The sequence below is a fragment of the Bacillus thermozeamaize genome (genome assembly GCA_002159075.1).
GTDB lineage: Bacteria > Bacillota > Bacilli > ZCTH02-B2 > ZCTH02-B2 > Bacillus_BB > Bacillus_BB thermozeamaize.
This window is the reverse complement of sequence record LZRT01000021.1, coordinates 24,644-37,755: the sequence shown is the minus strand read 5'-3', so window position 1 is coordinate 37,755 and position 13,112 is coordinate 24,644. Positions and strand designations below refer to the sequence as shown.

Genomic DNA, 13,112 nt, shown 5'->3' with positions numbered 1-13,112 from the left:
AGGATGCAAGCTTCCGCCCGAAGGCTTCCCCTTGCCTCCCCGCTCGACTTGCATGTATTAGGCGCGCCGCCAGCGTTCGTCCTGAGCCAGGATCAAACTCTCCATGAAAAAAGTTCAACTCTGACTCATCAGGTTCGCTTCATTGTGCAGTTTTCAAGGAACATCGCTTTGTTGCTGCTGTCCGTTTATCTTTCTGTCGTCCGCCGCTCACCGTCTTCCTTCGTGAGCGCGACATGTTGTAGATTATCATAGAAGCTCGATACTTGTCAACAGGGAAAATTTTGGATAGCGATTTGCTACGAATGAAAATATTCCGAGACGACGCCAAGCATGCAAAGGATGTCCGCTAATGCTTAGGAAATGCGGGAAGGGCTGCCGGCGCGGCGGCCCTCCCCTGACTGTCTCTACGCTTCCAAATCGCTGACTAGCGCGGATCTCTTCTTCTTCAATCCAGCAATCACGCTGACAACCAGGATAATGATGGCCAACGAAATCAACGTTCCTGAAATCGGGCTATGGAAGAAAACCAACAAGCCGTTTTGTGACGAGGCCAAAGACTGCAGCAAGGTCGATTCGATCTGTGAACCCAAGACGAAAGTCAACACCGTGGCTGCAATCGGCAGATCCAATTTCTTCATGAGATAACCGATCACGCCAAAAGCAATCATCAACCCGACATCCCACAGGCTGCTCCTAATGCTGTAAACGCCAACCACAGACAGGATCAGAATCAAAGGAAACAGAATCTCATACGGCACCATGGCGACCTTCGCCCATACTTTCGCCAGCGGAAGGTTAAAGATCAACAGGATCAGGTTGCCGATGAACATACTGGCGATAACGCCCCAAACAAAATCGGGATTGTTCTGGAAAAGCGTAGGCCCCGGCGTCAAGCCATGCATGATAAATGCTCCCAAAATAATGGCTACGGTGGGAGAACTGGGAATCCCAAGGGTAAACAAGGGAATCATCGCCGCTCCGCTATGGGCGTTGTTCGCCGTCTCGGGTCCAGCCACGCCCTCAATGGCCCCCTTGCCGAAACGGGAAGGATCCTTGGCAACTTTCTTTTCCAGCGAATAAGAGAGAATCGATGCAATGACGGAGTTTGCCCCAGGAATCAAACCGATGAGAAAGCCGATCCCTGTCCCCCGGCCGATCGCTTTCAGCGTCGGCTTCCATTCATCTCTCGCCGGCAGCAGTCCTTGAATTTTTGCAGGTTTATCCATTTTCATGTGGCTTTCTGCATTTAACAAGATTTCCGAGATTCCGAACAGCCCCATCGCCACGACGACAAAATCAAGCCCTTCCATCAGTTCCATCTGGCCAAATGTAAAGCGGATGGCCCCAGAAACGGGATCCATGCCTATCAGGGACAGGATCAGGCCAAAACACGCTGCAATCAACCCTCTGACGACCGACTTCCCCATCAAGCCCACAAGCAAAAGCAAACCGAGAACCAATAGCGAAAAATACTCAGGCGGCCCGAATTTCAAGGCAAATTCCGCCAAAGGCGGGCCCAAAAAGGTCAAACCTAATATCGCCGCGACACCGCCAATAAAGGAACCGATGGCGGCTACACCCAACGCGGTGCCCGCGCGGCCCTGCTTGGCCATTTGGTACCCGTCAAGCGTCGTAATGACTGACGCTGACTCCCCGGGAATATTGAGCAGCACCGAAGTAATCGTCCCGCCGTACATGGAACCGTAAAAAATTCCGGAAAGCATGATAATCGCTGATATCGGTTCCATTCCAAACGTGATCGGAATCAGCAAAGCCGTTCCGGCCACCGGCCCCAAACCCGGCAGCACCCCTACCAGCATCCCAATGGATACGCCTATCAGACAGTAGAGGAGATTCCATATTGTAAGCGCATGCTTAAAGCCGTCCAAAAGCAAAGCAATTGATTCCATCCCCTCGCCTCCTTACCAACCGAATATGCCCTGAGGGAAACTGACGTTCAACACGGAACCAAACAACCAAAACAAGAAGAAGGTGACGAGCAGAGCCGCCCCAATGCTGATGTACCATTTATAATGGCGGACAAAGAGCGTAAACAGGAAGAGTACGCTGGCCAGAATAAAGCCCAGAATCGGCATGAGGATCAGATAAGCCACCAGGCAAGCCAAAATAAACAAAACGCTTCTCAAGGCGGCGCCCCGCGGCATCGGTTCTTTCGGCCCATCCTTGTCCTTTATCGATTCCAAGATATAAAAAACGGATAAGACAAACATGATCCCGCTAATCCAGAGGGGCAAAAATCCCGGCCCCGGACCAACCGGTCCTGTATAAGGAAACTCCAAAGAAAGAAGAAAAAAGGTCAGCGAAAACAGCGCGAACGCAATACCGGCCCACACACCCGCATTCCATTTTTTCACAAAGGCGCACCGTCCCCTCTCTAATCAATAATCAGGAGCATACAGGGGTACCCCTGTATGCTCCACTTTGGATGCTCTTCCCGGAATACCAACGATTACTTGATCAAGCCGACTTTTTTCATGATTTCGCCGTTGCGGTTGAAGCTGTCCGTAATATCCTTTTGGAATTCCTCCGGACCCGCATAGGCAGGCTCAACGCCAAGTTTCTTAAATTGCTCGATCACGGAAGGATCTTCCAGCGCCTTTTTGAACGCATCGTGCAGAATCGTGACGATCTCTTTCGGCGTATCTTTCGGCGCAATGATACCCGTGTAAACGTCTACCTGAACATCGTATCCCTTTTCTTTCGCCAGCGGAACATCTTTGTACGCCTCAACCTTGCTGCTGCCCACGTTAACCAGCGCCCTGATTTTGCCCGCGTCGATTTGCGACTTTGCCTCCTGCACTTGAACCGCAGCGCCATCTACGTGGCCACCTACCAGAGCGGTGACAGCCGGTCCGGCGCCGTCAAACGGCACGTGCTTGGTTTTAATCCCAGCAGCCATATTAAGCGCTTCCATCGCCAGGTGAGCCGTGTGTCCCGCGCCTGCCGTTCCGTAAGTGAATTTGTTCGGATTGGCTTTCACATACTCCAGCCATTCTTCAAATGTTTTCCAAGGAGCATCTGTTCTGACAACCAGCACCTGCGGTGTGGACAACACGCGAATGACGGCTTGGAAACTGTCGTGCGTATAAGCAGTCTTGCCGTAATGCGGCTGAATGGATGTCGCACCTGTGGTTGTCATGCCGATTTTATACCCATCCGGTTTCGCGTTGAATACTTCGGTAATACCGATGGTAGCCGCTCCACCCGGCTTGTTGACCACGACAACGGTTTGCCCGTTGGGCAGATATTTCGATACCGCAGTAGCCAGAATACGCGCCGCTGTGTCCGTACCACCACCCGGAGCATACGGAACGATCATCTCAATCGGCTTGGTCGGATAGTCGATCTTTTGCTGGCTGCCTTGATTGTCCGCAGACGTCTGATTGTTACCGTTTGATTGCGGCGCATTTTGTGAACATCCTACCGCGAACACCACAAGGATGGCCGCTAGGATCGCAAGCAGTTTTTTCATCACTTTACCCCCCAATTTTTTTGTATGTTCATTTTCTCTAACATCGAAATGACATGGAAAGATAGGGAAAATTCAAATTCCCGCAGCGCACAATGAATGATAAAGAAAGGCAATGTACTCATTAATACTTAATACTAATTAAATACTAAGCAAATCAGCTAGTTATAAAAGTTTAATAGATTAAACGCAATCAGTTTCTTAATAAGTTTTTTTACTTATCAGAATATTTAACTTACTACCCCCTTTCTGATCTTTTGAAAAAATCGTTGCCAACTTGCCTCATCCACAGAAGACATTTAACCGATTTCACGAACACAATTTAAGCAAAAAACCTCATTTATGTCAATAAAAAATCTCTGGTTTCTGCGGCAACAGAAAAAAGAGCCTGCCGGCCCTTTTTACTTTTCTTATGCGTTCAATTGTTTCAATAGTTTTTCCAAATGTTTGACGGTCGGCGTCAGATTTAGGAGAAAATACGATTCGCGCAGTCTTCGCGAGGAATCGCAATATCGCAAATAACTTTCTCCGCCATGGTGCAGCATCTCGGCATAGACCGCCTTGGAGGTCAGGTAAGCGACCGCCAAACGGAGCTGCAACAAGTCCACCCAACGGCTGGATAAATCGTCCGATTCCGTTAATCGGTATGTCTGATCACGCAGCGACTGCAACTCGCGCTCCAAATCGGCTGCCTGTATCGGCAAGTATTGATTGCACTCGCCCTGCTTTCCTTTCATTCTTTCAATCGATCGGATGGCTGCTTCGGTCACCCCCAGCCCCAGCGGGATCTGATAAAGAAGGAAAACGGAGCGAACCTGCTTCACAAAATCATCCGCCTGCTCTGAAATGATCCAGTCTTCAGGCACAAACACGTCGCGAAAGGAGCAAGCATGCGTGGCGCTGCCATTGATCCCAAGATAATCCCGCTTCTCTTTTAACACCAGGTTATCGGCTTGACTCGGCACAAATGCCATGATCCGATATCGCTCGTCCACGGAAGCGATGATCCCAAACCATGAACGAGGGCCCAGGTTGGATACGGACGGCAAATGCCCAGAGACGACGTATCCGCCCGAAACGCGCTTTGCCGTCAAACGCAGCCTTTCCAGTCCGGCATAGTATTTCAACGCGTTGGACAAACCCGTCCCTCCGAGCAATTCGCCGCTTTCCAGCTTTGGCAAAATGTCGCTCTTCAAAAAGGGATTCTCGCACTTGCGCAGGTAGGTTAAGCCCGCCAAATGGCACCAGAGGGTGAAAGCGGTTGTCATGCACGTTTGGGCTGTTTCTTCAACAAGGCGGACTCCACCGAGTAGCACCTCTTTTTCCAATGCCCCACGGGAACTCAAGAGACCGGATTTGCCAAGTTCCTGAAAAAATTCCAGGGGGTGGTACGCTTCCTCATCAATCCTTCTGACGTTTGGCTTTACCTTGTTATGAATGATTTCATGCAGAGATTGAGTGAGAGTTTTCTCCATCATGACGAACCGCCCTTTGGCTGATGCTCGTTTTATTTGCCCGGCAATACTTCCGTGATCGCATCAATCGGCGCTTTTACCGCTTCACGCGCTTTTCTTACCGCCGCTTCATCCGGCGCTTGATAGAAACAGACACATTTGGTCATGTCTTCGCACACATAGGTCCGGGAAAAGGAGACCTCCGGCACTTCGGCATAATGTACCGAGTTTTTGCTTTTCCTGTCCAGATATTGCTCCATCGTCAAATTCTCGGGCAGATTCCACTCCACCAGGTAATTGACGCGATCGGGCTGTCTTTTCACCTCTTCGAGATCCTTGCCGACCAGCCTTACCTGTTTAAGCAGCGCCACGGGGATCCCCAACGCGCGCAAACTTTCATTGACGGTGTCGCGTTCTTGACTTTCAACGATAAAGAAGGCGCGTGTCAAGTCTTTGGATACCTGCACTTCGATGAGACCAGCCTGTTTTCTTGCAAGTTCTTCCTGCAGGTCCGCCAGTTTTTTCTCAAACTCACCCTGATCTTTTACGACGCCGTTTAAGACGGATTCAACGAGATAAAGCGCCATGCTTTCCCCTCCATACACTCAAATTCCAACTTGTTCACTTATACTACTTTTGTTTATAAGACATTGTAGGTTTTTGGATATGAAAAATCAACCCATGATGGTTTCGCATCAATTTATTGTTTCGTCACAATCCCCCACTTCTTTTCAATCCAGCGCTCGAACAGCCTGATGAGCTTATCAAGCAGCAGTCCGCAAATGCCGATAAAAATGATGCCTGCAAAAACCAGATCCAGCCGCAACAAATTTCTCGCATCAACGATCAGATACCCCAGGCCCGACTGGGCCCCGACCATCTCCCCGGACACCAGGAAAATCCAAGATGTGCCAATCGCAAGATGCAGACCGTTGGCAATGGATGGAAAGGCGGCCGGAAAAATGATTTTGGTGAGCAAATGGTGTTTTCGGATCTCCAGATTTTGCGCCACTTTCAAGTATGTTTGGTCAACCCTGCGCACACCCGAAATCGTGGAGAGCAGCACCGGAAAAAACGCCGCCAGAAAGATAATCACAATCGCAGGCGCGTCACCGATGCCAAACCACAGGACGATAAACGGCGACCAAGCGATGGGTGAAATCGGCCGTAACACCTGGACGATGGGATCGACGATCGCCCACAACCTCTGCATGCGGCCTAAAATCAGCCCCAACACGACCGCCAGGATGACCGCCGAGAGATATCCAATCACAAAACGAAATAAACTGACTTTCAAATGAACAAACAAGGTGCCGTTTTGTATCAGCGATACAATTCCCTGCAACACTTTGGCAGGCGGCGGAAACAGCGATTCCTCATACTTCCCTATGAGAACGATCCCTTGCCAAACCAGTATCAGTGCAAATACGCCGATCATCACATTGGACGTTTTTTTCAACGCGCTCATTTGTTTACTTCACCTTATCCAGAAACGAACTGTCGACAAACTCCTCGTAAGTAGGCGGTTTTTCCGATAATCCCAACTCGATCATGTAGTTCCTCAACTGCTCATAGGACGCTTCATCCAACCTCAGATCGTCGTAAACAATCCATTGCAGAGACAAATCCAGCACTTTGTCATCGACATCCATGTATTTGGCAATGATGCCGCGAACTTGTTCATCTTTTGATTCTGCCATTTCTCCCGCTTTCACATATTCACTGACAAGCTCTTGCACGGCTTCCCGATCCGCTTGGATGAGCTCTCCCCGCAATACCAGCACGCAACAAACGGAATCTTTCCAAAGCTCAGGGGATTGAAAGAGGGCTTTCCCTTTCCCGATCACCACCGATCTGGCCCCAAACGGCTCCGCCACCGCATATCCCGCAATCCTGCCTTCCGCCAGGGCGGCGGGCATTTCTGCCGGCGGCAGTTCCACCACTTGCACATCCTTGTATTGAAAGCCTTCCTGTTTCAGCATCTGATAGAACAGGATATGATGCGTAGAAAACTTGTGCGGGATGGCAAAATGTTTCCCCTTCAGGTCGGCAACGCTTTGAACGTCATTGGAGGTGACGATGACATTTCCATCCCTGTGGCCCAACGCCACCGCCTTGATGTCAATGCCCTGTTCCCTTGCTTTCATCGCCAGCTGCACCAAAACAGAGGCCCCATCAATCTTTCCCGTGTTCAGCGCATCCATCAAATCAGGCCAAGAACCGAATTTGACAAGTTCCAATTTAAAGTTTTTGAATTGTCCTTTTCCCAGTTCCGCCAGTTCGTTCTCAATGTACAGCGGCACCGCGTGAGTAATCGGCAAATATCCAATTTTTATCGTTCGTTTGCCATTCTCGCTGTTTCCCGTCGCCTCATTGGCCGAACCGCAAGCCGCGAGATTGATCACGGCGACAAGGAGCACAAAATAGATCATCCATTTTCTCGCTTTTCTGTTCATGCGAACCCCTCTCCTATTGGCCAATCTTCTAAATGTTTAAATGCTGTACTCGACGGACGGCACAGGGTTACAAAATGAAAACGCATCGAGGATCATCTTGCGGAAATGCTGGAAATCCCCATGGCCACGATCTCTTGGCCGTGCCGTCGGTATACTGATTTCCCTGTGAATCTGACCGGGGTTTCCGCTCATCAGCAACACCCGATCGGATAGATAGACCGCTTCATCGATATCATGTGTCACGAGAATAATCGTTGTTTTTTCCAGGCTTTGAATCCGGAGGAGCTCGTCTTGCAAGTGATAGCGGTTGAACGTATCCAATGCGGCAAACGGCTCATCCATCAAGAGCAATTCCGGTTGGATGGCCAGGGCCCGTGCAATCGCCACCCGCTGCTGCATGCCGCCTGACAACTGGGGAGGGAACAAATCCGCCTTTTCCTCCAGGCCTACCAACTTCAGGTACTCCAAAGCACGCTCTCTGCGTTGCTGTTTGGAAATGGACAATCCTTCCAATCCCAGTTCCACATTTTTCAGGACTGACCGCCAAGGCAAAAGCCCGTAATTTTGAAACAGCATGACACATTTTCGGCTGGGCCGCTCCACTGGAGTCCCTCCAAAAAGAACCGTTCCGCTATCTGGTTGTTCAAACCCGCCGAGAATATTCAGCAATGTGCTCTTGCCACAGCCACTCGGTCCCAGGATGGAAACGATCTCCCCTTTTTTCACTTGAAAAGAGAGATTTTGCAAGATCTGTTCCGTTTGGCCCTTGACAGTAAAACTTTTGCTCAGGTTCTGCACTCGAACGGCAGGCGTTTGCTCCAATACCTCCCCCTCCTCCGTCCGTCTCAAACTGCCATAACCGAATACGACTGTCCGATGTGCTGCCACTTATTTTAAAATATGTATTCCGACTAGTCAACTTATTTTTATAAGGTAATGTATCAAAATATGTTTATGTTACCTGTTTCCTTGTAATGATGTAAGAGCTTTCTTTTGACAGACTTCTACAAATGTGGTAATAAAATAAAAAATGGTGTGTCAGAGGAGCGTGTGCTGTGTTTCTCGAAGAAAACCGCTACCATGTGCCTGTTATCGTCAGTACAGGACGGATCCTTCAATATTTGAGCAGCTACGAAAACCGCAAAAGTTCCCTCTCCGAGATCTCGCAAGCGCTGAACATCAGCAAATCCACCTGCTTTCGAATCTTGCGCACGCTGGAGGATATGAATTACGTTTCTTATGACAAGCAATCCAAGCGCTACAGTCTCGGAGCCTATCTGGTGGTTTTGGGATCACGCGCGCTGGAACAACTGGATTATCTGACATTGGGGAAAAAATATTTGCAAAAAATCACGGAAGAGACCGGACTGACCTCCGCCATCGTCCAGAAAATCGGCGATGAGAACGTGGTCTACGTCACCAAAGAAGAGGCGGACAGTGCCGTCCGAATCTCTGTCGCCGTGGGCAAGCAATTCCATATCACACAAATCTCATTTGGAAAGTGTTTCTTGGCTTTTACCAGCGAAAAAGAGAGAATGGCGATCCTCTCCAAAGGTTTGGTCAAGTTGACCGACAACACGATTACCGATGTGGACGAGTACCTGGAAGAGTTGAATCGGGTACGAAAACAGGGATACGCGATCTCGCGCGAAGAGTATATCGTCGGCATCAATGCGGTATCGGCGCCCGTGTTCCGTCCTGATGGCGAGGTGTTGATGGTACTCTGCTGCCTTGGCATTGCCGCTCATTTTCCGGAAGAAAAAATGCATGAAGTGGGGCAAATGCTTCGCGATGCCGGAAAAGAATTGACCAGTCATCTGAACGGCCGGATGCCTGAAACGATTGAAACCTAATAAATTGGAACACAAGCCCTTTACAAGGCATCCGTCTTCCGGTATAATCATGAAATGTGATGAGGAGAAGCAACAAACGCTTCAGCTTTTTTGCTGGTGTAGCTCAGTCGGTAGAGCAACTGATTCGTAATCAGTAGGTCGGGGGTTCAAGTCCCTCCACCAGCACCATCCAACCTCAATAATGGGTTTTAGGGTCATACCTATATACGGTATGGCTTTTTTATTGCCGTTTTGCCGGCACTTTGCCGGCATTGCTGTCTTGATTTGTCGGTTTGGCCAGCAAAGCGATCAATGGGGCGGCGGCTTCGCCTCTGGCCATCCTGCAAAAAATGAAGCGGATGCATGAAAGCATCCTCTTCATTTTCTTCCGGTTTATTTTGCTTCTGGTTTATTCTGCTTTTGGAAGCATCTTCAGATTGATGTTCGCCAACCTACCGGCATTCGGATCGTGTGTTCAGGCCAGGCCCGCGTATGCGCGGTCCCGGCAGGTTGGGGCAGACCTTAACTCTGCAAAACTTGTTTTACGGTTTCCTCTAAAGGTGTGGCATTTCCGATGAGCTTCTGCAGATCATCGGATGTTTTTGCTGTCTCACCTTCGGCGATCGCATGATAGATTTTTGCAAATTCGACAGCCATGGGCTCAGGGAGTCCGTTCTTGACGAAGTTTTCCTTTGCCTCGTCAAAGGAAACAGCCTGGTGAATCACCTTTTTGCCGGAAAGAGCCGTCAGGATTTGCGCCAGATCGTCGAAACTCCATGTTTGATTGGCAACGAGGTTATACGTCTTGTTTTCATGCCCTTCTTCAACGAGTACGGTGGCGGCGGCAAGGGCAAGATCGTTTCGGGTCACCGTATTCAGCCGTCCGCTTCCTGCATTCGTTATCAACACCCCGTGCTCCACGGCCGCCTTCAGCCCCGGATGGACAAAGAAATCGGTATACAGGGCATTGCGCAAGAACGTGTAAGGGATGTTCGTGGTACGAATGGCATATTCGGTCGCCAGATGGGGTAGTGCAAGGGATAATTTCGCCTCCTCAGCAAAGGCATATCCCGTATAGGCGATATGGTTTACCCCTGCATCCCGGGCCGCTTGCACCACATTCGCATGCTGACGAACGCGCAACGTATTATCAAAATCCGGGCTTGAGATAAACAGCACCTTCGATGCCCCGGCAAAAGACTTCTTCATCGATTCGTAATCGTTGTAATCACCGTAGCGGACCTCCACTCCAAGTTCGGCGAGATGGGAGGCCTTTTCTACATTGCGGACACTGGCAATGATTTTGCTTGCGGGCACTTTTTTCAAGAGGTGCCGGATCACAAGCCCTCCCAAATGGCCGGTTGCGCCCGTAATTACAATGGACATCTTTCCATCCTTCCCTTCTTTTGAAAATTTCCCAGAGGGTTTTCTGATAACCATACTGGTTACAACAGATGTATATGTAACCATATCGGTTACAACTGAGATGAAAAAAATGAGCTCAGCCGCTTTTCTCGCTAAGTTCAGCCACTAACTGCTTGAGGGTAACTTGCGCCAATACCTGTTCCATCGCGGATTGTGCTTGGAGCATGATCATGCGAAGAACCGATTCAATGTTTGCTCCCACTGGACATTCGGGATTGGGATGGCCATGGAAATGAAAAAGCCCCTCATTTTCAACGACATCAACTGCCCGATAAACGTCAAGCAACGTAATCTGATCCAGATCTTTCCCCAGGTACGCTCCGCCGGTTCCGGATCGCACATGTACCAATCCCGCTTTTTTCAGCTTCCCAATGATTCTGCGGATAATCACCGGATTCGTATTGACGCTTTCCGCAATGAATTCCGACGTGCATGGGGATGCACTGAGTGATAAAAGAGACAAAATGTGGACTGCGACGGAAAAGCGGCTGCTAATTCTTTTCATTCGTTTCACCCTCTTGTTGTAACCATTATAGTTTCATCAAGGAACATCGTCAAGGAAAGCGGCCATGCAATCACCGCACTCGGTTCCAGCGTCTCAAACGGTGGAAGTTTTGAGCAACAAAAAACTTTGGGCAACAAAAAACCCCGGCGCTGCCGGGTACAATGCGTAAGTTTATCGTCTCTTCATTGCCTGTTTTTCAATTCTTTGAGCGCAATGATCTTCAATGCCTCCATTTCTTCCGGAGACAACTTTTCCTCTAATATTGACTTGATTTCTTCTTGTTCCTGCGCATCGATTCCATTGGTGATCTTATTTTTTAATTCATTTAACTCACCTACGGAAAACTTTTTGACCACTGCCTTTAACGCTTCTTCCTTCGTGTGAAACGGCAAGTCATCCGTAGAGGTTTCATACATGTCTTGTTCAACCCACTTTTTGACCCCTGGATCGTTCAATAACTGTTCCGCTTCATCACCACTTAGAACATGCTCAGCTACTTGATCGATCATTTTGTCGGAAGCAAAGCCGATAACAAATTGATACCCCGCAAATCCCAAAACAACCAATATTACGATGGCAATCAACAGCTTTTTCATACGCTCACCCATTCCATTTGTTAAAATTTATTTTCACACAAGGAATGAACGTTGTAAATAGAATAAAAATCCCCAGCCGCTCAGCCGGGGGTTTCGTTTCTTTATTTGTTTGTCTTTTTGTTTGCTATCTCCTTATTCTTATGCCCTTATATCAGTGGCTTTTCAATTAAAGTGGCGAATTTGAACCTATGAACATGCCCGTCGTTGAATGTCGTTTTTCCTTTGACAAAATGAACGTGTTTTCCTTTGCCTACGGGAATGGCAGGGCCAGTTACGATACGGAGTTGATGGAGATGGTTAAAAAAGTCAGTATTGGTTTTTATGACATGCACGTGGCTCTTGCCCCTTGGAATCGCTTGGCCCGTAACGCCCGCAAAACGGTGATTATGTCGGTCATCGCCTCTTTCCGCAAGTTTTGTGCTCCCTAAAAACTCATGGACATGCCTTTGCGTCATGGGCCTTTTCCTCATCCATCTCCGCATTTCCTTTCGGTTTCTAACCATTTTCGCCATCCTTTCATCCATGATTTGATACCATTGTATTAATGGATGCAAGGATGAGAGCTAGGCAGTCGCTCATTTCCACTCCGTCATCCGTTCCCAACATGTTTTTGTCCAGGCCGGTGGAACTTGCTTTGAGGGTTATGTAACAACTGGTCAAAATCATTTTTCACGGAATGGTAACCAATCGCCAGTTTGCCTTGCGCAGGTTTCCAGGTTTTGTACACCTCCGCCGCTGCCTGGATAGATGGATAATAGGATCTGCGGTAAGCTTCATAAGCCCCAGCCACCTGAGCCATCTGGGAATGCTTGATGTAAAACCGCGCATCTTTGACAACCCCTTCGTTGTACAATTCAAGCAAGGCCCGTCCCGCATTCGCATGATCAGGATTTTTGTCGTGGTACGTCATCGTTTTGTGCTTGATGCCAGGAAAACGCGTTTCCCATTTCAGGATCACTTGTTTCACCTGTTCCACAGTCACTTGGCCGTCTTCAAAATCATAAATCTCCGTATTGGCAAGGGACACGCCCAAGCATTCGCAAGCGGCCAGGAATTCCCGCACACGTGCCAGGCCAAACTTTTGCAGGTCAAAAGGGGCATACCCTTCAAGCGACGGATCGTGGTTTTTCTTGTGCCAGCTGCAGGTGATCCGGCCGCATAAAACGTTGTAGGCATCAGAAGCCCTGCCGTGAGACAGCAACACCACGTAAACATCGTTTCCGGCAAATAAGTGATTCACGATCGCGCCGCCCATGCTCAACGTTTCGTCGTCTGGATGAGGAACATAAAACACCGCTTTTGGCTTGCGTGATCGGGACGAGAAGGTTTTCATCAATCGTGTTTCCGCTCCTTG

General features: G+C 49.1%; 14 protein-coding genes, 1 tRNA gene and 1 other annotated feature. Of the genes, 3 read left to right on the top strand and 12 right to left on the bottom strand.

Annotated elements, in window-relative coordinates:
• Positions 1-6: 6 nt before the first annotated feature.
• Positions 7-111, bottom strand: a sequence feature (possible 16S ribosomal RNA but 16S or 23S rRNA prediction is too short).
• Positions 112-404: 293 nt separating this feature from the next.
• The 8 genes from BAA01_11360 to BAA01_11325 all read right to left on the bottom strand — a co-directional run bounded on the left by BAA01_11360 (position 405) and on the right by BAA01_11325 (position 8,222).
• A complete protein-coding gene (locus BAA01_11360) occupies positions 405-1,910 on the bottom strand; it encodes a transporter (protein ID OUM90134.1) in 1,506 nt (501 codons plus the stop codon).
• A 12-nt stretch (positions 1,911-1,922) separates the two neighbouring features.
• Complete coding sequence (locus BAA01_11355) at positions 1,923-2,375, bottom strand: hypothetical protein (protein OUM90133.1); 453 nt, start codon at positions 2,373-2,375, stop codon at positions 1,923-1,925.
• Positions 2,376-2,470: 95 nt separating this feature from the next.
• Positions 2,471-3,493: a hypothetical protein gene (locus BAA01_11350; GenBank protein OUM90132.1), complete on the bottom strand. Its 1,023-nt coding sequence runs from the start codon at positions 3,491-3,493 to the stop codon at positions 2,471-2,473.
• 407 nt (positions 3,494-3,900) lie between these two features.
• Complete coding sequence (locus BAA01_11345; GenBank protein OUM90131.1) at positions 3,901-4,968, bottom strand: acyl-CoA dehydrogenase; 1,068 nt, start codon at positions 4,966-4,968, stop codon at positions 3,901-3,903.
• Positions 4,969-4,997: 29 nt separating this feature from the next.
• Entirely contained in the window at positions 4,998-5,531 is a 534-nt protein-coding gene (locus BAA01_11340) for a hypothetical protein (GenBank protein ID OUM90130.1), read from the bottom strand.
• Positions 5,532-5,644: 113 nt separating this feature from the next.
• Entirely contained in the window at positions 5,645-6,412 is a 768-nt protein-coding gene (locus tag BAA01_11335; GenBank protein OUM90129.1) for a sulfonate ABC transporter permease, read from the bottom strand.
• A 4-nt stretch (positions 6,413-6,416) separates the two neighbouring features.
• Entirely contained in the window at positions 6,417-7,400 is a 984-nt protein-coding gene (locus tag BAA01_11330) for a metal ABC transporter substrate-binding protein (GenBank protein OUM90128.1), read from the bottom strand.
• Between the two features lie 36 nt (positions 7,401-7,436).
• A complete protein-coding gene (locus BAA01_11325) occupies positions 7,437-8,222 on the bottom strand; it encodes an ABC transporter (protein OUM90127.1) in 786 nt (261 codons plus the stop codon).
• Positions 8,223-8,455: 233 nt separating this feature from the next.
• On the opposite strand from BAA01_11325, the gene BAA01_11320 reads away from it, so the two are divergent.
• Both BAA01_11320 and BAA01_11315 read left to right on the top strand, forming a co-directional pair.
• Positions 8,456-9,253 (top strand): hypothetical protein, encoded by a 798-nt coding sequence (locus BAA01_11320; protein ID OUM90126.1) that lies wholly within the window; start codon positions 8,456-8,458, stop codon positions 9,251-9,253.
• A 92-nt stretch (positions 9,254-9,345) separates the two neighbouring features.
• Positions 9,346-9,421: transfer RNA gene (locus tag BAA01_11315), tRNA-Thr, on the top strand.
• A gap of 333 nt (positions 9,422-9,754) precedes the next feature.
• Here BAA01_11315 and BAA01_11310 read toward each other — a convergent pair.
• From BAA01_11310 to BAA01_11300, 3 genes are all read right to left on the bottom strand, one after another.
• Positions 9,755-10,618: an NAD(P)-dependent oxidoreductase gene (locus BAA01_11310; protein OUM90125.1), complete on the bottom strand. Its 864-nt coding sequence runs from the start codon at positions 10,616-10,618 to the stop codon at positions 9,755-9,757.
• 115 nt (positions 10,619-10,733) lie between these two features.
• Positions 10,734-11,162: an Rrf2 family transcriptional regulator gene (locus tag BAA01_11305; protein ID OUM90124.1), complete on the bottom strand. Its 429-nt coding sequence runs from the start codon at positions 11,160-11,162 to the stop codon at positions 10,734-10,736.
• A 182-nt stretch (positions 11,163-11,344) separates the two neighbouring features.
• Positions 11,345-11,758: a hypothetical protein gene (locus BAA01_11300; protein ID OUM90123.1), complete on the bottom strand. Its 414-nt coding sequence runs from the start codon at positions 11,756-11,758 to the stop codon at positions 11,345-11,347.
• A gap of 188 nt (positions 11,759-11,946) precedes the next feature.
• Here BAA01_11300 and BAA01_11295 point away from each other — a divergent pair, with 188 nt between their 5' ends.
• Positions 11,947-12,186: a hypothetical protein gene (locus tag BAA01_11295; GenBank protein ID OUM90122.1), complete on the top strand. Its 240-nt coding sequence runs from the start codon at positions 11,947-11,949 to the stop codon at positions 12,184-12,186.
• Between the two features lie 161 nt (positions 12,187-12,347).
• Here BAA01_11295 and BAA01_11290 read toward each other — a convergent pair whose 3' ends face one another.
• Positions 12,348-13,094: a hypothetical protein gene (locus BAA01_11290; protein ID OUM90121.1), complete on the bottom strand. Its 747-nt coding sequence runs from the start codon at positions 13,092-13,094 to the stop codon at positions 12,348-12,350.
• Positions 13,095-13,112 lie beyond the last annotated feature (18 nt).

Excerpts from the sequence above, each read along its gene's own strand:
- BAA01_11310 (OUM90125.1), bottom strand. The coding sequence starts at position 10,618 with ATGTCCATTGTAATTACGGGCGCAACCGGCCATTTGGGAGGGCTTGTG.
- BAA01_11335 (OUM90129.1), bottom strand. The coding sequence starts at position 6,412 with ATGAGCGCGTTGAAAAAAACGTCCAATGTGATGATCGGCGTATTTGCA.
- BAA01_11330 (OUM90128.1), bottom strand. The coding sequence starts at position 7,400 with ATGAACAGAAAAGCGAGAAAATGGATGATCTATTTTGTGCTCCTTGTC.
- BAA01_11295 (OUM90122.1), top strand. The coding sequence starts at position 11,947 with ATGAACATGCCCGTCGTTGAATGTCGTTTTTCCTTTGACAAAATGAAC.
- BAA01_11300 (OUM90123.1), bottom strand. The coding sequence starts at position 11,758 with ATGAAAAAGCTGTTGATTGCCATCGTAATATTGGTTGTTTTGGGATTT.
- BAA01_11340 (OUM90130.1), bottom strand. The coding sequence starts at position 5,531 with ATGGCGCTTTATCTCGTTGAATCCGTCTTAAACGGCGTCGTAAAAGAT.
- BAA01_11350 (OUM90132.1), bottom strand. The coding sequence starts at position 3,493 with ATGAAAAAACTGCTTGCGATCCTAGCGGCCATCCTTGTGGTGTTCGCG.
- BAA01_11305 (OUM90124.1), bottom strand. The coding sequence starts at position 11,162 with ATGAAAAGAATTAGCAGCCGCTTTTCCGTCGCAGTCCACATTTTGTCT.
- BAA01_11345 (OUM90131.1), bottom strand. The coding sequence starts at position 4,968 with ATGATGGAGAAAACTCTCACTCAATCTCTGCATGAAATCATTCATAAC.
- BAA01_11360 (OUM90134.1), bottom strand. The coding sequence starts at position 1,910 with ATGGAATCAATTGCTTTGCTTTTGGACGGCTTTAAGCATGCGCTTACA.